The sequence below is a fragment of the Chitinophaga niabensis genome, assembly GCF_900129465.1.
Lineage (GTDB): Bacteria > Bacteroidota > Bacteroidia > Chitinophagales > Chitinophagaceae > Chitinophaga > Chitinophaga niabensis.
The window spans coordinates 1692537-1716319 of the sequence record NZ_FSRA01000002.1 but is presented as its reverse complement, the minus strand read 5'-3'; the positions used below and the strand labels follow the sequence as shown (position 1 = coordinate 1716319).

Here is a 23783-nt window from a genome sequence, read left to right as displayed (position 1 = left end):
TCTATATACCAGCAACCCCATGCTGCAAAGGCTTTGTTTCATCCTGCTGCTGATCATTCCTTTTTGCGGACACGCGCAATGGTTAAAAAAGCGCGTGAGCATCCAGGTGAATGATGTTACCATTGAAGAAGTGCTGGTACAGCTGCATCAACGTTACCAGGTGCCGTTCTCTTATGTACGGCAATACCTCCCTACCGCCACACTCAGTATAAATATGACGGAACAACCGCTTTCAATGGTGCTGGATGAAGCCCTGCTGGGAAGCGGTATGGATTACAAGGAAATCTCTTCCCAGATTGTTTTAAGCACGGCTGATCATACACTCACTCAAACAGTACATGGCGTGGTATTGGATAAAAACATACACATGCCGGTGCCCGGCGTTACGGTACAACTCTCCAACTTATCCGGCAAAGGCAGTGTAACAGATGAACAGGGCCGTTTTCTGATACCGCAGGTGCCCCTCGGCAGATATGACCTGGTAGCGAGTTCTATTGGTTACAAACCGGTACGGATCAACCAGGTGCTGGTTATCTCAGGGCGGCAAACCGTGTTGCCTGTATTACTGGAAGAAAACATCTATGAATCAAAAGAAGTGCAGGTAACCGCATCACGCAAAACGGATAAAACAAGAAGTATTAATCCCCTGGCGGTGGTGAGCACCCGCATCTTATCTGTTGAAGAAGCGAACCGTTTTGCCGGCACCCGTACAGACCCCAGCCGTATGGCCGCAAATTATGCCGGCGTTGTAAACCTCAGCGATCAGAATAACGACATCATTGTAAGAGGTAATAATCCTTTCGGCGTGTTATGGCGACTGGAAGGCATTGATATCCCTAACCCTAACCACTACACGTACATCAATACTTCCGGCGGCATCTTCGGTGTATTGAACAATAACCTGCTGGCCAATTCTGATTTTCTGACCAGTGCCTTCCCCGCAGAATATGGTAACAAAAATGCTTCGGTATTCGACATCCGCCTGCGTAAAGGGAACCGCGAAAAAAATGAGTTCAATGCCCAACTGGGTTTAAGCGGGCTCGAATTCAACGCAGAAGGCCCCGTGGATAAAAAAAGAGGCGCTACTTACATAGCAGGTTATCGTTTCCTGAGTTTCAACTTCCTGCAAAAACTCGGGCTGGATATTACGATAGACGGTGTTCCGCAATTCCAGGACCTTACTTTTAAAATACATGTACCGGACGGGAACAATGGTGGATTTGTACTCTTTGGTATTGGTGGTAAAAGCAAGATCCGCTTCCGGGACCCTTTTACAGATAACCGGCAGATAGCGAACCGCGTTACCGGTGGGAGCAGTTATTTCAGTTCAGACATGGGGGTGCTGGGCATGCGGTATGATCATTATTTTTCCGCAAAAACATTCGGACAGGTACTCAGTGCTATTTCCGGCAGTTATATTGTTTCTGACAGGAACCTTCATTTTGAAGATAAAAGTGTTGCCAAAGATTCAGATGGGAAGTTTAAGGAAAGAGGTGTTTCCTTCGGTTATAATCTCACACATAAGTTCAATTCAAAACATCTCTTAAAAACCGGTATCAACTTCAGTTCCCGGCAATACCATTATTTCCTGCAAACACTATCGAACGATACTTCCATGATACACATCCTTAAACTGGACGATCGTGTACCCATGAACCTGTTACAGGGTTTTGCGCATTGGCAGTTCAGCCCTGTTCCGTCTTTAACTTTCCATACAGGCCTTCATTATCAGCATCTGTTCTACAATAGTCAGCAGGCCCTGGAGCCCAGGATTTCAGCGGAATGGCGTTTCACTTCCAAACAACGCATCACGGCTGGTTATGGACTGCATCATCAAATGCAGCCTGTGAACATGTACATCAACCGCAACCAAAACCGCAGCTCTCAAACATATACACCCGCTAATAAACACATTGCTTTTACCGGCAGTCATCATTATGTAGCGGGATATGAAAACAACTTCTCTTCCTGGTTTCGTTTGAAAGCGGAAACTTATTATCAGTCTATCTTTCACGCGCCAATTCCCAGCAGTCCGGATTTTTATTCGGGGTTGAACCAGGGCTTATCGTATAATGATTTTGTGCCGGATACTTTGGTGAGTAAAGGCAGGGGCCGCAATTACGGTGTGGAGTTAACCCTGGAAAGGTTCCTCCACAAACATTATTATTTTCTGCTTACTACAACCTTGTATGATTCCAAATACAAGGCATCCAATGGTAAATGGTACAACACTACCTTCAACGGTAATTACATTGTAAACCTGGCTGTGGGTTCAGAACTGCGTGCAGGTAAAAAAGAAAACGTTCTTGCGGTGGATGCGCGTATTATACAGGCGGGAAATAAACGGGTGCTGCCAGTGGATGAAGAAGCTTCGCGGAAGAGCGGGAAGGTAGTGATAGCATCGGATGGTTATTATGCAGAGCGGTTAAAAGATTATAGTCGTGTTGACCTGAAGGTAAGTTACCGGTTGAACCGGGTGGGGTCTACCCATTCGTTTTTTGTTGCGGTGGACAATGTGTTGAACAGGAAAAATGTGCTGAGTAAGGAATATTATTATTATGAGCAGCGGGTAAACACGATGTACCAGTTGGGGAGGTTTCCCTATGCGGGGTATAAGATTGAGTTTTAATTTCTGTTTCTGTAATAAAAAAATTCCGGACCACTTTGCAGCGATCCGGAATCTTATATTTTACTGGTTCCTTCTTATGCTCCTCCGAGCTTGCATTTCTGCAATACTTCCCAGGATTTGCCGTTGTGGCGCAGGAAGTAGAGGTTATTTACTTTAAAGGAAGCTTTGTATTCTTTGTTTTCGTACTCAGGCCATGACTTTTCGAACTGTGCGTCTTCCAGGTCTTTAAAGGCAACTGTTACGTGAGGTGTGAAGCCTGTGCGTGCAAGCATGGTACTGAAACCAAATTCCTTACGCAGGAAGTTGATCAGTTGACGGTGCATGGCGCTCATGGTTTCGCTTTTCTCAACGTTGATGAAGAGTACGCGGTTTTGTTTGTTAGGGAAGGTACCAAAGCCATTGAGCGTTACTTCAAAAGGCGCTTGTGTTTTGGCAAATTCCGTAAGTTCTTCGCAGAAAGATCTTTCCAGGCTTGGATCGGCAGTGAAAGGTACCTGCAGTGTGATGTGCGGTAATACTTTCAGCGCGTACATTGGTCCATACTGTTCAGCATAGTCCTGTTTGATCTTTATGATTTCTTTACCTACTTCAGCTGTTGGCAGGAGTGCGATAAAGTATATTTTATTGTCTGGACGAGGAGGTTTGTTGAAGTTCCTTGGACCTCCTGAGCTACGGCCCTGGTAGCCACCGCCACCACCGCCGCCACGGTTGAAACCACCGCCGCCACCGCCACGGTTGTAACCTCCGCCGCCACCGCCGCGATTGTAACCACCGCCACCGCCGCCGCGATCATAGCCTCCGCCACCACCGCCACGGTTGTAGCCTCCGCCACCGCCGCCGCGATCATAACCTCCGCCGCCACCGCCGCGATTGTAGCCACCGCCACCACCGCCACGATCATAACCGCCGCCACCGCCGCGATCGTAACCACCACCGCCACCGCGGTTGTAGCCTCCGCCACCACCGCCGCGATCATAGCCACCACCGCCACCGCGGTCGTAACCACCACCACGATCATATCCGCCACCGCCACCGCGGTCGTATCCGCCACCACCATCACGGTTGTAGCCTCCACCGCCCTGGTCGCGATTATAGCCGCCACCGTCGCGATCACGATAACCACCACCTTCATTACGAGGTCCGTAGCTGCCGCCGCCTTCACGGTTAAATGTTCCTTCACGGTTAAAGTTGGCGCCATCACCGGCTGGAGGACGAGGGGTGTATCCACCTTCTCCGCGAGGCGTGTAACCACCTTCCCTGCGGGGAGTGTAGCCACCTTCACGGGATGAATAACCGCCTTCACTACGGGGAGTATAAGGTCTGTCTCCGTCTTTGCCAAATTCGGGTTTCTTGGAATCACCGCCTTCCTGGTCTTGGTTGGGTTCTTGTGGATCTCTGTTGTAGCCAGGAGAATACTTTCGGGGGCGTTCGTTTCTCTCAAAATTCATCTTACTTAATTAAGCGTGTTTGAAGCAATTTTCAATGATTTCATAAAAATGAAATTCACCTACTTGTTTAGGTTTTTTATACTATTACAAGGTGCCGGTGGTTTTTGTTCCCGCATTACATAACGTCGGGTTTGTCTTTCTTTTCAATAAATACCGGCTTCCGTTTTAATACTGTGTTACTCTAATTACATTTCTCGGAATAGCAAAGATAATTGAGTGCCGCTTGCATTACAATTTTTTAGCGGGATTTTTCAAAATTATTCCTTTCAGCCATCTCGACAGGAATTTTAGGTAGTTTGGTTAACCATTCACAACTCGTTTGTGGAATGCTTTCAGGGCTACCGTTAAATTAGACCTGGGAAAAAGTTAAACTTGCTTTGGATTCACCTGAACTTTACATGAGTAAGCAACTCTTATTCATACTTCATATTCATAGCACCAGGATAATCGATCAAAACATGCGCCAGTTTCTTACTGTTGTAGCACCCACACAGTGCCAGCCGCCGTTTAGAACTCTAATATACTAAAAATCTGGTGTATTGGTTAAGCCTCCGCGCAATATTAAGACAATACTACCATTCTGTTCGTTAATAATTTGCAAAAAATGGATAAATGGAGACCTTTTTTTATAAAATTAATCCGCTCCTTTAGAAAACAGACCGCGGAGAATAATGCATATTCTCCGCGGACCTTAAATAAATTATTGGTTATCAATACCTTTATTATTAACGACCATCTCCGTCGAGCAGATTGCCTAATCCACCCAGGATGCTGCCTTCTTCTTTCCTTGCCCCGGTTCCATAGGCCAAAACCCTGCTTGCCAACCGGCTGATCGGCAAACTTTGCAACCATACTTTACCCGGACCTCTCAGTACGGCAAAGAATAAACCTTCTCCGCCGAACACCATATTCCTGATACCCCGAATAAATTCTACATCAAAATCTACTTGTTGTGTGTAAGCTACTACACAACCTGTGTCAACCTTCAACACTTCGCCTGGTTGCAGTTCCCGCTCGATCACAAGGCCACCTGCATGTACAAACGCCAAACCATCTCCTTCCAGTTTCTGCATAATGAAGCCTTCACCACCAAAGATACCGGTACCAAGCCTGCGCTGAAACTCGATGCCTACATTCACCCCACGGGCTGCGCAGAGGAACGCATCTTTCTGGCAGATTACTTTTCCACCAAGCAGGCTCAGGTTCATGGGAATGATCTTACCCGGGTATGGAGCGGCAAAGCTTACGCTTTTTTTGCCCTGACCCATATTGGTAAAAGCAGTGATGAAAAGGCTTTCACCGGTAATGAGGCGTTTGCCGGCAGACATCAGTTTACCCAGAAAGCCTTGTTGCTGGCCGGAGCCATCGCCAAACAATGTTTCCATTTTTATTTCCTGGTTCATCATCATAAAGCTGCCGCTTTCAGCCACGCAGCTTTCCTGAGGGTCCAGTTCTATTTCTACTATCTGCATTTCCTCACCGTGAATGCGATAGTCTATCTCATGATTTTTAAGCATAGGTTATTGTGCTTTTTATAGTGAGCAAGTTACGAAATTGCTCACTTGCTTCCGCTGGATTTTTTCACCAGTTGCTGCACAACAGGCAATACTTTTTCCGCTTGCCGCTGGAAACCGATATCGTTGAGATGCACGCCATCCGTAGCACCTTCATGGTCTTCACCGATGAGGCCTTTAGCGGATAAATAATGCAACTGCTTGAATCCTTCCTGTTTTAATTTGGTATAGATCTCTGTGAGCAATGCATTCTTTTTTCTTACCGTTTCTGCTATGCGCTGATCAAAGTTGCCACTTTCATAAATAGCTGATTCCACCAGCAGCACGGGTACTTCCGGGCGTTTGGTCAACAGGTGTTTGATGAATGGGTAACCGCGTTCTTTTATTTCATCCAGTGTAGGGTTAGGCATACAGTCCAGCACAAAAACAGACGCTTTCATGGTAACGAGTATTTCTGCAACGGGGAATTCCATTTTGCCTGCTCCGCTGAAACCCAGGTTCACTACATCCCAACCACTGTGGCGTGCAATGATGGCAGGATATGCCATACCAGGCCTGGATGCAGATGCGCCCTGCATAATGCTGGAGCCATACATCACTACTCTTTTAGTGGTATCGATACCTGGCTTGGATGGTACGCCTATTGTAGCTTCCGGCTCTACTCCGATCTGCAGGGAGGTCAGCTCATTATAAGTAGGTGCATAGAGCATGAATTGTTTTGTAGTAGCATCCATGTTGTTAACGATCACTGATTCTGCCTCTACCTGGTTCACCGGGCGGCCTACACCTGCCCATACCCATTTACCATCTTTTTTTCCATAAAGGTCCAGCCCGCTATGTACAATAGGTGTCATATTGGAATGGTATGCCACTTTGTTCACGGTCCATTTCACTTTAATGTATTTGGAGTTCGTTTCAAACAAAACAGCAATACCGGCGCTGTTGGTGCTTAGATATTTAACAGCCGGCGTGAGTTCGCGTGTTTGAATGCTGTCCAGCCGCACATAAGGCTTGTTGGTGGGCAGCCCTTTACCAATGAGCATAAAGCTGGTAGCATCCGTATAACGGGCATTGTCCTGAGCATAAGTTGCGCTAATGGCGCAAAATGAAAGGACCAGGGGAAGGAGTGTCTTTTTCATCATTTCGAAATGTAATGGAAATAATCCTAAAAAGAAAACCGTCCCGATGAATCGGGACGGCATTTGTTAACCTACAACTGTTACACTGTTTGCTCTGATTATTACTATAGAAAAACAGTCTCTTAATGCATTACTACTCCTTTGGCGGATTTAGCCTGCTCTTTATCTTTTTCGTCGGCATGGCCGTTGAAGAAATTGTAAGGACGAGGAGATTCATACTCCAGGTTGTGCAGCCTCCTGATAGTTTCTCTTTTAGAAAGCATTTTCAGGATCAGCACCAGGAACGGCACGTATTTCAAACCACGTGGCCATCCATAATGATCCAGTACGTCGATGCTGCGCTTGTTCATGTAATACATTACAGGTGCCAGGATCAATGTAAGGAAGGTGGCGAAGATGAGGCCGAATACCATTGTCCAGGCCAGCGGGCCCCAGAAGGCAACGTTATCACCTCCAAAGAACAGGTGCGGATTTCCTTCATCGAAGAGTTTCCAGAAGTCGATGTTCAGACCAACTGCGAGAGGGATCAGACCTAAGATCGCAGCGATGGCGGTGAGGATAACGGGGGTCATCCGTGTTCTACCGCCTTCTACTACTGCTTCCGCAACAGGCACACCTTGTTGTACCAGCAAGTCGATGAATTCTACGAGTACGATACCATTCCGTACCACGATACCGGCCAGGGCCATGATACCTACACCAGTCATTACGATGGAGATATCCATACCAAATATGGCAAAACCTAAGAACACACCAATGATACTGAATACAATTTCCGAGAGGATGATCATTGGGCGGCCAACTGAGTTGAACTGTGTTACCATGATCATAAGAATAATACCGAATGCGGTGAACATAGCTCCTACCAAGAAGTTCATGGTTTCCATCTGATCTTCCTGTTCACCTGTCATTTTCACGGTGATACCATCCGGCGGATTGAAATCCAATACGGCACTATTGATTGTCGCAACCACTTCATTGGCATTAAAACCGGTGAGTATGTTGGAATACAGCGTTACTACCCTTTTCTCGTCTATATGTTTGATACCAGCATAGGTATTAGAGTAGCGGATATCAGCCACGGCACTCAGCGGTACCTGACGGATCTGGCCTCCCATGTTCATGTCACGATAGGTGAGATTCAGGTTCATGAGGGTGTTGATATTATTACGCTGATCTTCTTTGAGCCGAATCACAATAGGATAATCATCCTCCGGATCGCGGAACTTGGAAACTTCTGTACCAAAAAGTGCAGTTCGCAATGTTTTACCGATCTGTTCTGTAGAGATACCTTCTCTGTTCGCTCTTTCACGATCGATAGAAACAATTATCTCTGGCTTATTACTTTGGAAATCGCTTTTCAACTCTTCCACACCACCAATCTGCAAACTATCCAGATAACGTTTTAAGCGGTCTGAAGTTGTTGCCAACAGCTCGAACTCATCACCAGTGATCTCAATGTTGATAGGTTTACCTGTTGGGGGGCCGCCTTGTTCCTGTTCAACAGTAATATCCGCTCCGGGAATACCTTTCACGACACCGCGGATCTTATCCAGGTAGTCTACAGTAGACAGGCCATTACGTTTAGCAAACTCCACGAAGGCTACTGTTACCTTGCCTTTATTAGGGCTTATTGAAAGGTCCATCTGGCTTGGATCTCCCGCTCCCACAGCAACGTTGGAGATAATAGATTTCACCAGTGGGTTTTGCGCTCCTACAACTTTGGTAATGCGTTGTTCTACAATATTAGTAATAGAATCTGTTACAATCTGATCCGTACCGATCGGTAATTCTATATAAGCATATATGAAGTTAGGGTCCGATGTTGGAAAGAATACCACTTTAGGGTTGCGGATGCCGGTAAGTATAATACTGAAAACCAACAGGCCAAAAGTAGCAACCAGGATCCAAACAGGACGCCATCCGATAATGCACCATTGCAATACGCGGCGGTAGCTGTTCTGCACACGTGGCCAGAGATTATGCTGGAATTTACGCGCAACCCCTCCCAGCCAGAAACGTTCCAGCAGGATGAGCAGGTAAAGACAAACGATCAGGTTACCGGCACCCATACTTCCGCCATAACCCATCAATGCAGCTACACCGAATGAAATGGAGACTATAGCAAACTTCTTATTGAATTTTGGTTTAGGATGATTCTCTCCTTCATGACGATCCATGAAATCCACCGCAAATACCGGGTTGATGATATAAGCCACCACCAGAGAAGCGACCAATGTGATTATAAGCGTGATCGGCAGGAAGAACATGAACTTACCAATGATACCCGGCCAGAATAACAAGGGAACAAATGGTGCAAGTACAGTGAGCGTACCGGAGAATACTGGCAGGAACACTTCACCGGCTGCTATTTTGGCGGCATGCACAATGCCAAGGTCCTTTCGTTCATTGAAGATCCTGTGTACGTTCTCAATCACCACGATAGCATCATCCACCACAATTCCCAACGCCAGCAGGAAGGAGAACAGCACCATCATGTTGAGTGTAAAGCCTGTGAAAGACATGACGATAAAGGCGATGAACATGGAGATCGGTACTGATAATGCTACGAAGAGGGCATTCACTGCTCCCATGAAGAACATAAGCACCACTGTTACCAGTATGAAACCAATAATAATAGTATTGATCAGGTCGTGCAAAGTTACACGGGTAGCGTCTGACTGATCTGCCGTGATGGTCACTTCCAAACCTTTCGGTAAGTAGTTGGCCTCCATCTCTTTTACAATTTCGGCGATCTTGTCTGATGCATTGATCAGGTTCTGGCCGCTACGCTTAATTACGTTCAGGGTAATTACACTCTTCCCATTGAGGCGGGCATAACTTTCCTGTTCTTCAAATCCATCCTTTACTTCTGCGATATCACGGAGGTACACCACTGATCCGGACTGGCTACGAATAACAATGTCCTTAATCTTTGTGGGGTCCTTATATTCCCCTTTCACACTCAATGAACGTTTTTGCCCGTCCATGGCAACAACACCGCCGGAAACAGTTTTATTTTCAGCATTCACTGCGAACATCACATCATCAAAGCTCACTCTGGCAGCATCCATTTTAAATTTATCCAGGTTGATCTGGATCTCCCTGTCCAGAGCACCAACAATATCCACACGTGTGATCTCATTGAGCGATTCGATCCGGTCCTGCATTTCATCTGCATATCTTTTAAGGGTCTGCAGGTCAAAATCACCACTCATATTCACATTCATGATGGGGATCTGACTCACATCTATTTTGATGATCTGTGGTTCCTGGCCGTCTGTGGAAAGATTTGTGGGCAGATCCGGTTTAGCTTCATCTACTTTTTCACGTACCTGCTGCCGTGCCGCTTCTATATCTTCTCCCGCATCAAATTCAATGTTGATAGCAGAGTAGTCCTGTACAGAAGAACTGGATATCTTCTTTACGCCAGAGATCGCTTTCAGCTTTTTCTCCAATGGTTTGGTCACGAGGGTTTCCATATCCTCCGGAGAAGTACCAAAGTAAACGGTGCTTATATAAAATTGCGGGAACACTACCTCAGGAAACTGTTCCTTGGGCAGGCTGTTATAGGATGTTATACCCCACAGCGCGAGGATAATGGTGACCACATAAATGCTCACCTTATTATCAATGGCCCAGCTGGTGGGTTTAAATTCTTTTTCTAAGTCCTTCATCGGGTAATTTTTTTAAAGTGGATAGCACTACACAATTACAGTTTCACAAAGTCATTGTCGTTCACGCCCTGGAAACCGGAAGTAATGATCCTGTCTCCAGCCTGCAGACCAGATTTGATCTCTGCTTTATCGTTATAAGTACGGCCGATCTCTATATTGTTACGCACTGCCTGTAATTTATCCCCGCTGCCTTTTACAGTAAGCACATAAGGTTTTCCCAGTGAATACTGGATCACGCTCACGGGCACAACAACAGCACTGGGTGCTTTGTAATCAATGATACGCAGTTGTGCGATCATGTTAGGATTCAGATCAGCAGTACTTTTCAAAGGAACTTCCACTCTGATTGAACGGCTCACCGGATCAATTGTTTTGCTGGCAAAACCGATGCGGGTACGTTGTTCTTTATTGATATCGGGGAAGGTGAGCAGTACTTCGGCGCCTGTTTTAACTTTGCCGGCAAAGGATTCAGCTACGTTAGCTACTACTCTCAGGTTATTGCCATTTACGATACGAAAAGCCGGCACCCCCGGGGCTGCGTTATCCCCTACTTTAGCGATCACCGCATCTACTGTACCGCTGATAGGAGCAACGATACGGGCTTGTGCGAGTTGATCTTTCATGGTGGCCAGATTCCTTTCCAGCGCTTCTTTCTGGTTCTTTGCTGTCAGGAATTGTACTTCGGAACCGATCTGTTGTTTCCAGAGGTTTTCTTGTTTTTCATACAGTACTTTAGCGAGGTCCAGCCGTGTTTGCAATTCTGCGAGGCTGGAACGAAGCACCTGATCATCTACCTGTGCAAGTGCCTGGCCTTTTGATACAGCCTGACCTTCTTTCACATAAATAGCCCTTATGGTGCCGGGGACCTGTGCAGTAGCATCTACATTTTCCTTAGCATCTACACTACCCTGGATATCTATATAGTGTTCAAAAGTAGTGTTCTCAAGAGCTGCAACAGTAACAGTTTTCATCTTAACAGATGAATCGCCTGTTTTCAGTTCTTTTTCAAGGGCAGAGATCTTTGCATCCAGCGCTGACTTCTCTTGTTTCAGCTTTTGCAACTCTTCAGCTTTGTTACCGCCACCGCCACCGCAAGCAGCCAGGATCACTGTGATCAGGGGGAGTACAAAATATCTTTTAGTCATGGTATTATAGATTTTTAGGCAGATTGTAGTTTGATTAAAGTTTTCCGTATGCTTTCAGGTAATCGATCCTGGAGATGATCACATTGAACAATGCATTGAAGTAGTTGTTCTGTGATTCAAGGAGAGCTGTTTCAGCAGTGATCATTTCAAGGCTGGAACCTACCCCCTCTTTATATTTGATATTTGTTGTTTTATATACTTCATTGGCCAGGGCCATATTCTCTTCCTGGTTTTCCAGCGTGGTAATATTATTACGCAGGTTCGTAGAAGATGAAGTTTGCTCCAGATCTATTGAATTACGGGCATTTTCGAGCTGAAGATCCGATCTTTTCACCTCGATAAAGGCCTGATCTACCCTCCGTTTCCTTTGCATTCCGCTAAAAATGGGAATCTTAAGGTTGAGCCCCCATGATACATATCCGTACCAGAGTTGTTGCTCGAAATAGTTAAAAGTATTACTTGCCCGGGAAACACCACCTTGTCCAAATGCATTCAAAGAGGGCAATCCTTCCATACGGTATCTCTTCAGGTTATATTCGTTGGCTTTCTTTTGAACTTCTGCCAATTGATATTCGATCCTGTTATTATAAGTGAACCCCTTCTGATCCTCTATACCAGCTGTGAGTGCTTCATTGCTGAGCGTATCGGTTAATTCCAGCTGTTGTTTCATGGGCATGCCCATCTGGAATTTCAACGCGGCGATACCCACCTCACGAACATTGCGGATACGGACCACTTCTGACTTAAGGTTATTGTATTGTACCACGAGCCTGTCTACATCCAATTTTTCAACGAGACCGTTCTTATATGTTTCTCTCGTTTCGTTCAGTGTTTTTTCCATGCGGAGTACACTTTCTTCCAGGATCTTCTGTGCTTTGTCTGCAGCCAGTACGTTGTAATAAGCCTTATAGACCTCGGTTTTCACGTCGATCTCAGATTTCTTTACACCTTTTCTTGCCAGGTCTTCCAATGTTTTGCGGGCCTGCAAGGCAACGAGCACACTTGGATCAAATAATACCTGATTTACATCTACATTGCCTACAGCATTGTATTTCAGGCCAAAAGAAAAGGCCACAAGGGTACCTTTTGGTACAGAGGGATCAAAGTTGGACGCATCGATCAGTTGTTTCTGAATGATCGGGTTGTCCTGAAAAGTACCGGAGCCTGAAACCTGTGGTAATGCGCGGCCACTTACTTCTTTGTTGATCGCAAGCTGACGCAATTCATCCAATTTGGCATTCCGAACCGCATATTGATTCACCAGCGCGTAGTCCACTGCTTCTTTGACAGTGAACCTCACCTGACCTTCCGGGATAACGGCAGGTTGCTGGGCATTAGCGTAGGTTAATAATTGCATCATCATACCTGTTAAAGCGATGAGCTTCCATTTAAACTGCATAGTTCTGTGTGTTTATTTCGGGTAATCTTTGGATTTGTATTCTTCGATCTGCTTATATCCTTTGAGTGTGACTACCCCAAACAGGAAATTTTCCAGCAGTACTCTTTGTACACGCGTCATGTCGAAACCGCTCATTGCGAACATATCCGGCTGAAAGCAGAACATGGCTGAAGCCGTGCGGAAGCGGCTGAGGATCTCCAGATCGAGGTCGGGGCGGTACAGCTCTTCGCGGATACCTCTTTCCAGGTTCTGGCGGACCATCTGCAACATGAATACATCTTTATGCTGTTCAAAGATCTGGTAGGCTTTTGCATGGAACTTCTGAAGGTCCATCATAGCTACCGGGTTCATATTACGTAATTTATCATCCAGCATTTTCATCACCAGGAACAGTTCCTCGATGGCGTCCTTGGATTGTTCCTTACCGGCCAGGCACTGCTCCTCCATCAATTTCAGGTGCCGGCTCATTACATTCACCACCAGATCGCTCTTATCCGCAAAATGCGCATACAGCGTTTTCTTGGAGATCCCCATTTTCTGGGCAATTTCGTCCATGGTAATGGAACGGGTTCCGTATTGCCTGAAAAGGTTGAATGCAGTATCTAATATTCTCTCTTGTACTTCCATTTTTGTTAAAACCCTGAATTTCTTAAATACACGCACAAAACTATGGAAACTTTTTAAACTACCAAAGTTTCCATCAGTTATTTTTACCCTTTGAGCTTTTCGGCGGTTTTTGGGGCTTTTGAGGGTGGGATGCTGTACCTTTGCTCTTTCAATACCATATCACATGTCTCCAAAATTGAGGTTCAGGTTGTTATTATCCCGGATATTGCGCTATTTTTTCCAGGGTTTACTGATATTGGCACCTATCGGGGTCACGGCATTTACGTTATACTGGGGTTTTGTAACCATAGATAATATATTACCGCGTGACCTGCTGCCGCTGGACCATCCGCTTAACATATTGAAATACAAAGGAGTAGGATTTGCCATTGTGTTGATCCTGGTTGTTTTTGTGGGTTATATCAGTTCTTCCTTCATTGTGGGCAGGCTGATCGATATGTTTGACCATATCCTGGAACGTACTCCATTTATTAAGTATATCTATTCTTCCGTAAAGGATGTTTTTGATGCTTTTGTTGGGGAGAAGAAGAAATTTGACCACCCCGTACTGGTGAATGTATACGGGGAAGATGTGTGGGAAATGGGTTTCATTACACAGGAGAATGTGAACAGTCTTGGTTTACAGGGATATATGGCAGTATATGTGCCTCATGCTTATGCCATTACGGGCAAGGTATTTATTGTAAAGGAGGAGAAAGTACGGCCCCTGACGAATATCTCTGCGGGAGAAGCTATGAAGTTTGCCGTTTCAGGAGGGGTGACGCATATTACAGAAACTGTTAGTCACAGGCAAAGTGAAGTGAAGTAAACCTAACAATATCTCAGTTCCTGTTTTAGTTACATTTTTCTTCGGATATTCATCATATGTATCCATTGTTCCGCGCCATCCTTTTGCTGATGGCTTGTTTGTTAATTTCCACCCATCCTGCCAAGGCATGGGGTTTCTTTGCGCATGAGCGCATCAACCGTCTCGCCGTTTTTTCCCTTCCACCGGAAATGATGGTGCTCTTCAAGCCACATATTGAATACATCGTTCAGCAATCCACGGCTCCTGATAAACGCAGGTATCTGCTGGCGGCGGAAGGGGCCCGTCACTACCTGGATGCAGACCATTACGGATTACCTCCTTTTTCTGCTGTTCCCCGCTCCTGGCCGGAGGCCCAGGCAAAATTCACTGCGGATACATTGCAGCGGTATGGTGTTTTACCCTGGCATCTTGAGAGAATGATGGCACAGTTAACATCTGCCTTCCAGGCCAGGAATGGCACCCGGATACTCAAGCTGGCAGCGGAACTAGGGCATTATATGGGAGATGCTCACGTGCCGTTACATGCCTGCTCCAACCATAATGGGCAATTCACCGGCCAGCATGGGATCCATGGGTTGTGGGAATCCCGCATTCCGGAATTGCTGGCGGACCAGTCCTTTGATCTCTGGGCGGGGCCTGCAGGTTATATAAAGAACCCCCGGGAACTTATATGGCAGGTGATCACGGCCAGCGCATTGGCTGCAGATACGGTATTACGGCTGGAACAAAAGCTGAGTAAACGTTTCCCGGCAGATCAGCGGTATGCTTATGAGTTACGGAAAGGGATACTGGTGCGTAATTACTCAACCGCCTATACGAAAGCATATCACCGTTTGTTGGGAGATATGGTGGAACGCAGAATGCGGGCTGCTGTGGCAACAGTTGCTGCCTGCTGGTATACTGCATGGGTGGATGCGGGCCAGCCACCCCTGCATGCATTAACAATATCATTACCGGATAAAGCCGCCATACGTCAGCTGGACAGTCTCTGGCGGCATGGTAAAATATTTAACAGGGAACATCAAGATTAACAAAAGAAATATTATCTTTGAGCCTCTATCTTTTTTAACCTTTTCCTACCCATCCTCCGGTTTTGATTTCAACCGCGATTTTTTACCAATTCCTTCGAAAAACCATAGACAAGTGGAACAAGAAAACGTATACAATTTAGATCGCAACATGAAGGTGCACAATTTTAATGCAGGTCCTTCTGTATTACCAAACGAAGTGCTGTACAAAGCCAGCAAAGCGCTGATCGACTTTGACGGTAGCGGGATGTCAATCCTTGAAATAGGACATCGCACGGAGCCATTTGTAGCCGTGATGGAAGAGGCGCGCAGTCTTGCCAAAGAGCTCATGCAGCTGGAGGACGACTACGAAGTGCTGTTCTTACACGGAGGTGCTACTACCCAGTTCATGCAGGTTCCGATGAACTTGCTGGAAAGCGGGGAAACAGCTGCTTACATCGACACCGGCGTATGGTCTAATAAAGCTATCAAAGAAGCTAAACAGTTTGGTTATGTAGATGTCATCGCCAGCTCCAAAGACAGTAATTATAATCACATCCCCAAGCAGTACACGGTTCCATCCCAGGCCAAATACCTGCATATCACTACCAACAATACCATTTATGGTACACAATGGCATACCACTCCGGAAACGGACGTGCCACTGATAGCTGATATGAGCAGTGATATCCTTAGCCGCCAGATGGACTTTAACCGTTATGCATTGATCTATGCCGGCGTGCAGAAGAACATGGGTGCAGCAGGTGCCACTATGGTAGCTGTCCGCAAAAGCATATTGGGCAAGATCACCCGCAAGGTCCCCACTATCATGGATTATAAGTTACATATTGACAACGGCTCGCTGCTCAACACCCCTCCGGTGTTTGCCGTATATATCTCCATGCTTACGCTCAGATGGCTGAAAGGCCAGGGTGGTGTGGCTGCTATTGAGAAGATCAATAACAAAAAAGCCGCATTGTTATATGATGAGATAGATCACAACCCGCTTTTCCGTGGTAATGTTGCCAAAGAAGACCGCAGCAAAATGAATGTGACCTTTACCATCGACAAACCTGAGCTGGAAGAGGAATTCCTCAAATTCGCCAAGAAAGAAGATATCGTTGGCATCAAAGGCCATCGCCTGTCTGGCGGTTTCCGCGCATCCCTTTACAATGCACTGCCCCTTGAAAGTGTGGAAGCCATGGTGGAAGCCATGAAGTTCTTCTCACTGAAGAAGGCATAACCGCATAAGAAAATATTATATATGAAGGGCCGGCCAAAAAGTCGGCCCTTTTTTATTTCCTCCTCTGATTCCTACCCTGCTTTTCTTATTTTTACCGCTCTTAACAGAAAACTCAAGATCATGGCAATTATCAAACCTTTCCGGGCATTACGTCCGCAACCGGCGTTGGCAAAAGAGGTAGCCGCAAGGCCTTATGATGTATTAAATTCTAAAGAAGCAGCGGAAGCGGCAGCAGGAAATCCCAATTCCTTCTACCATGTTTCCAAATCTGAAATAGATCTGCCGGAAGGAACAGACATTCACAGTGAGGCGGTATATGCAAAAGCAGCTGAAAATCTTCAGAACCTGCAAACATCCGGCACTTTATTCCACGAAGAACAGCCATGTTATTATATCTATAAACTGGTGATGGACGGGCGCTCCCAAACAGGGCTGGTATGTGCTTCCTCTATTGATGACTATAATAAAGGCATCATTAAAAAGCATGAATTCACCCGGCCGGATAAAGAACTGGACCGTATCAATCATATCACCACCACCCGCGCCCAGACAGGGAACGTGTTCCTGGCCTATAATGATGTGCCGGAACTAAATACCCTAATCAGCCACTGGCAGCAAAACCAGCGGCCGGTATATGATTTCACGGCAGAAGATGGCATCAGCCACACCATCTGGGTAGTGAATGAAGCTTCTGTGGGAGACGAGATCACCCGTCTTTTTGCAGAAAAAGTACCCGCCACTTATATCGCGGATGGCCATCACCGTGCAGCTTCAGCCGCATTGGTACAAAAAGCCTCCGGCGAAGACATTAACAGCGATGCTAATCTGAACTACTTCCTGACCACCATCTTCCCGGCCAGCGAACTAGCGATCCTGGATTATAACCGCCTGGTGAAAGACCTGAACGGGCATAGCAAAGAGGACTTCCTATCCCGCCTGGAATATGATTTTACCGTGGAAGCTGTTGGCCATCATGAGCAAAAACCTGCCATGCTGCATGAGATCACCATGTACCTTGACCATACCTGGTACCACCTCGTTGCTAGGGAAGGAACTTACTCAGCAGACCCCATCGGGATCCTGGATGTGACCATCCTGCAGAACAATATCCTGGACAAACACCTGGGTATCCGTGATCCCCGTACAGACAAAAGGATCGACTTTGTAGGCGGTATCCGCGGACTGGGTGAGCTGGTGAAGAGAGTGGACAGTGGCGAGATGCAGGTAGCTTTTGCCCTTTACCCCGTAACCATTCAGCAACTTTTTGATATTGCAGACAGTGGTAATGTAATGCCTCCCAAATCCACCTGGTTTGAACCTAAGCTCAGGGACGGGCTGTTAACACATCTGATCTGATAATGATCTGAAACGTTGACCCCGCCTTGCTCCGGGGTCAACGCTTTTTTCTTACATTTACATAAAACGCATTGAATGATGGAATGGCAAAAGGCTGCTAAAAGATGGACCCTTGTGCTGGCGGGAATGCTTACCTTTCAGTGGGCAGCCGCACAGGACAATAGTGAACTGCAAACCACTGCCCGCAACTTCCTGCGGAGCGGCGATTATGCCAATGCTATCCTGGTACTCAACCAGGCAATCCAGTCTGCGCCAGACGATATTCAATTGAAACAGGACCTCGCTTTTGCCTATTACCTGAAAGGTGATTACAACAGGGCATATACCGTAGTGTCTCCATTGGTAGATAAGAAAGATGCAGACATCCACCTCTTTCAGATAGCCGGTAATATATACCAGGCTAAGCAAGACTGGAAAGGAGCAGAGAAATTATATGTCAGGGGATTGAAGAAATTCCCCAAAAGCGGAGAGCTGTATAATGATTATGGCGACCTGCTGCAGAACATGAAGAATTTCGACGGCGCACTCCGTCAATGGGTGAAGGGCATCGAAACAGATCCCAACTTCCCCGGTAATTATTATCATGCCGCCCGCAGTTACCTGTGGACGAAAGAACCCATCTGGGCTATCCTCTACGGGGAAACTTTCATCAACCTTGAAAGCTTTACCACCCGTACAGCTGAAGTAAGGGAAATTGTGCTGGAATGTTATAAAAAATTATTCGATGACCCGGCTATCTTCAACAGTGTGCCGGTGGAAACATCAGATAAGAAAAGTAAAAAAGGCAGCAAGGAGGCAGAGACAGGTTTCATGGATAGTTTTAAAAGCGTGATGGCGAAACAGGTGAGTGTGATTGCCACCGGTATTGAGCCGGAATCGCTGATCATGTTACGTACGAGGTTCTTATTAGATTGGTATAATTTTTACGGTGTAAGATATCCATACGCACTGTTTGATTTTCAACGCAAGTTACTAAAGGAGGGTATGTTCGAGGCGTATAATCAATGGCTTTTCGGCCCTGTTTCCAACCAGGCAGAATATAAAGCATGGACCAACCTCCATAAAGCAGAATACGATTCCTTTTCTGCTTTTCAGCGGAATCATCCATTGAAGCTGAGGGACGAAGAATTTTACAATACCGGCAGACTGGCTACTATTAAGTAAAAGATGACCATCCTGTAAACCAGCCCCCGACCATATCGGGAGAACCAGCATAGTGTGCCGTTTCAATACTACAACACGAATCTAAACTATAGGATTATGCTGATCGCAAAACACCAAAACATTATTGACAACGCCGTAAAAGCGAACCACGAACGCACTTTTTACGCACAGTATCCTGAACACCCCAAAGCATATGGTGAAGAAGCTCCTCCACAGGGAGAGGCCACATTTAAGGATATGCTGAACAAACCCTTTTCCCTTTTAAAACAAAAAGTTACAGAAGGATGGGCAGGTGAAGAAGTTTCTCCCTATACAAGGGAACCGCTTGGCATTACTTATCCTGTTATTGCTGTTGATGAACTGGTAAAAGCAGGTAAACGTGCCGGCTCCCGCTGGGCGCAGTTATCTGTGGCAGACAGGGCCAGCATCCTTACCGAAACGTTGGAAAAGATCAAGGACCATTTCTTTACCATTGCACACGCTACCATGCATACTACAGGCCAGAGCTTTATGATGAGCTTCCAGGCCAGTGGCCCGCATGCCAACGACCGTGCCCTGGAAGCAATTGCCATGGGATATCAGCAATTGCAGCATTTCCCGGAACAACAGACCTGGGAAAAGCCCATGGGTAAGATCAGCATCAAACTGGAAAAGACGTTCAAAGCCATTCCCAGGGGCCTAGGCCTGGTGATCGGCTGCAGCACTTTCCCGGTATGGAATTCCCTGCCGGGTATGTATGCAGACCTTATCACAGGTAATGCTGTTATTGTTAAACCACATCCTAAAGCAGTATTGCCGATTGCCATTGTGGTAGCGGCTATACAGCAGGTACTGGAAGAAAACGGACAGGACCCTTATACCTGCCAGCTTGCAGCAGACAGCAGTGAACACCTGGTCACCAAAGAACTGTGTGAACACCCTGAAATTGCACTGATCGATTATACCGGTGGCAGCAGCTTCGGCAATTACGTGGAATCATTGAAGAACAAAACCGTATTTACAGAAAAAGCAGGTGTGAACTCTGTGATCCTGGATTCGGTAAAAGATATAGACGCCGTGCTGAACAACCTGGCCTTTTCCGTGAGCCTTTATTCCGGCCAGATGTGTACTGCCCCGCAGAATTTCTTCATTCCTGAATCCGGTGTGAATACACCTAACGGCAAACTGAGCTTTAATGAAGTAGCTACCAAATTCAAAGATGCTATCGTAGCCCTGGTGAATAATCCTAAAATGGGAGCAGGCACACTTGGCGCCGTTCAGAATGACGACACCGTGCAACGGGTGAAAGATGCACAGCACATTGGCGGGAAAGTATTACTCAGCGGAGCCCCGGTTGCCAATGAAGAATTTACCGGCGCCAGGACCTTTTCTCCTACGGTACTGGAAGTGAGCTCTGCTGATACCGGTATTTTTGAGAAAGAATTATTCGGCCCGGTAGTATTACTGGTGAAAACAAAAGATACAGATCATTCTATACAACTGGCCCGCCAGATGGCTATTTCTCACGGCGCCATTACCTGTGGTGCTTACACAACAGATGATACGGTAAAAGAAAAGATTGCCGATGCCATGAACAGTGCGTTCACACCGGTATCTTTCAACTTTACAGGATTCATCTGGGTGAACCAGCATGCTGCCTTCTCGGATTTCCATGTAACAGGAGGAAACCCAGCAGGGAATGCCAGTTTCACGAATCCGGAATTCATTGTGAAGAGATTTGTATGGGTGGGGAACAGAACTTATGTGGACTAAACAAATCGCAATAATATGCACATCATTGCTCGTCTTCTTTTTCTTTCATTGATCATCGGGGCCTGCCAGCAGGTACCGAAAGCAGATAAAGCGGAGGTTACGGAAGCCCAGTCCGTGAAACCGGAAGATGGCCATGGCCATCACCTGGATACCACTGCCAGCATATTGTACTGGGTGGGTACCAAACCTACCGGTGAACATAAAGGTTCTTTCCGTTTTACGGAAGGGCAGTTATTTACCAAAGACAGTACTTTAACCGGCGGGCAGTTCACGATCAATATCAATAGTCTCGCTAACCTGGACCTTGCTGCTACGCCGGACAATAAACGAAAACTGGAAGATGAGCTGAGAGGCGAAAACTTCTTTGATGCCGCTAATTTCCCTACCGCAAAATTTGAGATCACGGAGGTGAGTACTTATCATCCCTCTAAAGATGATAAAGAGGTACTCCTGAAAGATGCGACCCACATGATCAAGGGTAACCTGACCATGAAAAATGTGACCAAAAACATCACTTTCCCTGCCAAGATTGTTATGCGGAAAGGGGAGATAAAAGCGGAAGCCAATTTCAATATAGACCGTACCCAGTGGGGCATGACCTACCGGGCCGATAAATCCCTCCAGGATAAACTTATCAATTCTATAGTCAATATCCATTTTGAGATTGTTACTAAGTAAGAAGGGTCAGGGCAGATTTGCATCTGCCCTGATTTTTGGTTATATTTAATAACAACTTTCTTCATATGGAAACAAACGAACAAAGAGATCAACGCCTCTGGCGCATAGCAAAAGCCAGGGCGGGGTTCCGCACCCACCTGATGACCTATCTGATCATCAATGGTTTCCTCTGGGTCATCTGGCTGATCACAGATGATCATAATGGTCTTCCCTGGCCGGTATGGCCAATGATAGGCTGGGGCCTGGGGCTTGCATTCGCCTATTATAACGCTTATCACAGAGATACTTTTGGCGATGCCACCAGTGAATACGAAAAATTACAGCAGAAACAACAGAAAGGCTAGTACTTCAATACTTCAATCATGCACCAACCTACCCGATTATTTGATGTGGTAACATATCAAATGCAGCACTATTCCAAGCAGGACATGCTCGCCGCAAAAGTGAACGGTGAGTGGAAAAAATACAGCACCTCAGAAGTAGCAGACGTGGCACGCCGTTTCAGTTCCGGTCTTTTGCAACTGGGCATTGGCGATAAGGAGCTTATCGTGGAAAAACAGGATAAGATCTCCATCATTAGTGCTAACCGGCCGGAATGGATACTCACGGACCTGGCCTGTCAGCAGATCGGCGCGGTGCTGGTTCCCATCTACCCTACCATCAGCATTCCTGAACTGGAATATATTCTGAATGATGCGGAAACGCGGTTCCTCTTTGTGCAGGATGCGGATATGTATGAGAAAGTACAAGCCGTTCGTGATAAACTTCCCTCCCTCCGGGAGATCTTTTCTTTTGAGCGCATTCATGGGGTTAAACACTGGACGGATATTGTGGCCCTGGCCAAACCGGAAGACGATGCCCGTATTTCTTCTATTATGGACAGCATCACTCCACAAAATCTCGCCACCATCATTTATACTTCCGGCACCACAGGCACTCCAAAGGGCTGTATGCTCAGCCATGAGAACATCATGAGTAATGTAACAGCCTGTATGCCATACCTTCCTGTAAATGAAGAAGCCCGTGCGCTAAGCTTCCTCCCCTTAAACCACATCTTTGAAAGGATGGTTACCTACCTCTACCTGCAGGCAGGGGTTTCCGTATATTATGCGGAAAGCATGGAAACCATATCAGATAATTTAAAAGAAGTAAAGCCCAGTATTTTCACCACAGTACCCCGTTTGCTGGAGAAAGTGTATGAAAAGATCATGGCTAAAGGGCTGGAACTGACCGGTATCAAACGCGCGCTCTTCTATTGGGCCGTAGACCTGGGGAAACAATACGAGGTCAATAAGAACCTGGGCCCCTGGTATAATCTCAAGCTTTCCATTGCCAATAAACTCATTTTCAGTAAATGGCGGGAGGCACTCGGAGGTAATATAAAATGCATTGTTACAGGTGCGGCGGCTTGCCAGATCCGCCTGCTCAAAATATTCACGGCTGCACAAATAGCCATCCTGGAAGGTTACGGACTTACCGAAACCTCTCCCGTGATCAGTGTGAACCGCTTTAACGAGGAAGACCGGATGTTCGGAACCGTGGGACCCGTTATCAGCAATGTGGAAGTGAAAATGGCCGACGATGGGGAGATCCTCTGCAAAGGCCCCAATGTGACCATCGGGTATTACAAACGGCCGGACCTGACTGCCGATGCCATCCAGGACGGATGGTTCCATACAGGGGATATTGGGGTGCTGGTGCAGAACAAATTCCTGAAGATCACCGACCGGAAAAAGGAGTTGTTCAAAACCTCCGGGGGTAAATTTGTGGCGCCCCAACCCATTGAGAATAAATTCAAAGAAAGCCCATTCATTGAGCAGATCATGGTGGTGGGTGCCGATCGTAAATTCACAGGGGCCTTGATAGTGCCTAATTTCCATAACCTGGAGGACTGGGCCAGGAAGCAGAAAATACCTTTCCCGAGCCATGAAGAGGGCTTGAAGAATCCGCAGGTCCGGGAGCTTTTTAAACAGGCAGTGGAGAAGTATAACCAGTTCTTCAACCATATTGAACAGGTAAAGAAATTTGAGCTGATGCCGCATGAATGGACGGTGGATGGCGGGGAAATGACACCTACCCTGAAATTGAAGCGGAAAGTGATACTGGAGAAGTACCGGAACGAGATTGAGCGGATCTATGCATAATATTTAAGGAAATTTGGTAAAAACACTTATTTTTGCGCTCCCCGGAAGGGGAT

17 protein-coding genes are annotated in these 23783 nt (G+C 46.4%); 10 read left to right on the top strand and 7 right to left on the bottom strand.

Features of this window, described 5'->3' with window-relative positions; translation table 11 throughout:
* Positions 1 to 19 precede the first annotated feature (19 nt).
* On the top strand, positions 20 to 2629 hold the full coding sequence (locus tag BUR42_RS24245; protein ID WP_074242149.1) for a TonB-dependent receptor: 2610 nt from the start codon (positions 20 to 22) through the stop codon (positions 2627 to 2629).
* A gap of 74 nt (positions 2630 to 2703) precedes the next feature.
* On the opposite strand, the gene BUR42_RS30100 is transcribed toward BUR42_RS24245, so the two are convergent.
* The 7 genes from BUR42_RS30100 to BUR42_RS24210 all read right to left on the bottom strand — a co-directional run bounded on the left by BUR42_RS30100 (position 2704) and on the right by BUR42_RS24210 (position 13578).
* Positions 2704 to 4077 (bottom strand): 2'-5' RNA ligase family protein, encoded by a 1374-nt coding sequence (locus BUR42_RS30100; RefSeq protein ID WP_262488012.1) that lies wholly within the window; start codon positions 4075 to 4077, stop codon positions 2704 to 2706.
* A gap of 725 nt (positions 4078 to 4802) precedes the next feature.
* Positions 4803 to 5594, bottom strand: coding sequence for a TIGR00266 family protein (locus BUR42_RS24235; protein ID WP_074242148.1), 792 nt, complete (start codon positions 5592 to 5594; stop codon positions 4803 to 4805).
* A 41-nt stretch (positions 5595 to 5635) separates the two neighbouring features.
* A complete protein-coding gene (locus BUR42_RS24230; RefSeq protein ID WP_074243186.1) occupies positions 5636 to 6730 on the bottom strand; it encodes an SGNH/GDSL hydrolase family protein in 1095 nt (364 codons plus the stop codon).
* A 122-nt stretch (positions 6731 to 6852) separates the two neighbouring features.
* Positions 6853 to 10407: an efflux RND transporter permease subunit gene (locus BUR42_RS24225; protein ID WP_084185795.1), complete on the bottom strand. Its 3555-nt coding sequence runs from the start codon at positions 10405 to 10407 to the stop codon at positions 6853 to 6855.
* Between the two features lie 35 nt (positions 10408 to 10442).
* Entirely contained in the window at positions 10443 to 11552 is a 1110-nt protein-coding gene (locus BUR42_RS24220) for an efflux RND transporter periplasmic adaptor subunit (protein ID WP_074242147.1), read from the bottom strand.
* A 34-nt stretch (positions 11553 to 11586) separates the two neighbouring features.
* Positions 11587 to 12951 (bottom strand): TolC family protein, encoded by a 1365-nt coding sequence (locus tag BUR42_RS24215; protein ID WP_074242146.1) that lies wholly within the window; start codon positions 12949 to 12951, stop codon positions 11587 to 11589.
* Positions 12952 to 12963: 12 nt separating this feature from the next.
* Positions 12964 to 13578 (bottom strand): TetR/AcrR family transcriptional regulator, encoded by a 615-nt coding sequence (locus BUR42_RS24210; RefSeq protein WP_074242145.1) that lies wholly within the window; start codon positions 13576 to 13578, stop codon positions 12964 to 12966.
* A gap of 163 nt (positions 13579 to 13741) precedes the next feature.
* On the opposite strand from BUR42_RS24210, the gene BUR42_RS24205 reads away from it, so the two are divergent.
* The 9 genes from BUR42_RS24205 (at position 13742) to BUR42_RS24165 (ending at position 23730) form a co-directional block, all read left to right on the top strand.
* Positions 13742 to 14386 (top strand): DUF502 domain-containing protein, encoded by a 645-nt coding sequence (locus BUR42_RS24205; RefSeq protein ID WP_074242144.1) that lies wholly within the window; start codon positions 13742 to 13744, stop codon positions 14384 to 14386.
* A 56-nt stretch (positions 14387 to 14442) separates the two neighbouring features.
* The gene (locus tag BUR42_RS24200; RefSeq protein WP_074242143.1) at positions 14443 to 15417 is read left to right on the top strand and encodes a zinc dependent phospholipase C family protein; all 975 of its coding nucleotides are present in this window, start codon (positions 14443 to 14445) and stop codon (positions 15415 to 15417) included.
* Positions 15418 to 15565: 148 nt separating this feature from the next.
* On the top strand, positions 15566 to 16636 hold the full coding sequence (serC, locus tag BUR42_RS24195; protein WP_074243185.1) for a 3-phosphoserine/phosphohydroxythreonine transaminase: 1071 nt from the start codon (positions 15566 to 15568) through the stop codon (positions 16634 to 16636).
* A 120-nt stretch (positions 16637 to 16756) separates the two neighbouring features.
* Entirely contained in the window at positions 16757 to 17992 is a 1236-nt protein-coding gene (locus BUR42_RS24190) for a DUF1015 domain-containing protein (RefSeq protein ID WP_074242142.1), read from the top strand.
* Positions 17993 to 18067: 75 nt separating this feature from the next.
* The gene (locus tag BUR42_RS24185) at positions 18068 to 19156 is read left to right on the top strand and encodes a tetratricopeptide repeat protein (RefSeq protein ID WP_074242141.1); all 1089 of its coding nucleotides are present in this window, start codon (positions 18068 to 18070) and stop codon (positions 19154 to 19156) included.
* Between the two features lie 96 nt (positions 19157 to 19252).
* Positions 19253 to 20908 carry a phenylacetic acid degradation protein PaaN gene (gene paaN / locus BUR42_RS24180; RefSeq protein ID WP_074242140.1) on the top strand — a complete coding sequence of 552 codons (1656 nt, stop codon included), beginning with the start codon at positions 19253 to 19255 and terminating at the stop codon, positions 20906 to 20908.
* Between the two features lie 15 nt (positions 20909 to 20923).
* Positions 20924 to 21586, top strand: a complete 663-nt coding sequence (locus BUR42_RS24175) for a YceI family protein (RefSeq protein ID WP_084185794.1) — start codon at positions 20924 to 20926, stop codon at positions 21584 to 21586.
* A 65-nt stretch (positions 21587 to 21651) separates the two neighbouring features.
* Positions 21652 to 21930 (top strand): 2TM domain-containing protein, encoded by a 279-nt coding sequence (locus BUR42_RS24170; RefSeq protein WP_074242138.1) that lies wholly within the window; start codon positions 21652 to 21654, stop codon positions 21928 to 21930.
* A gap of 18 nt (positions 21931 to 21948) precedes the next feature.
* Positions 21949 to 23730 (top strand): AMP-dependent synthetase/ligase, encoded by a 1782-nt coding sequence (locus BUR42_RS24165; protein ID WP_074242137.1) that lies wholly within the window; start codon positions 21949 to 21951, stop codon positions 23728 to 23730.
* Positions 23731 to 23783 lie beyond the last annotated feature (53 nt).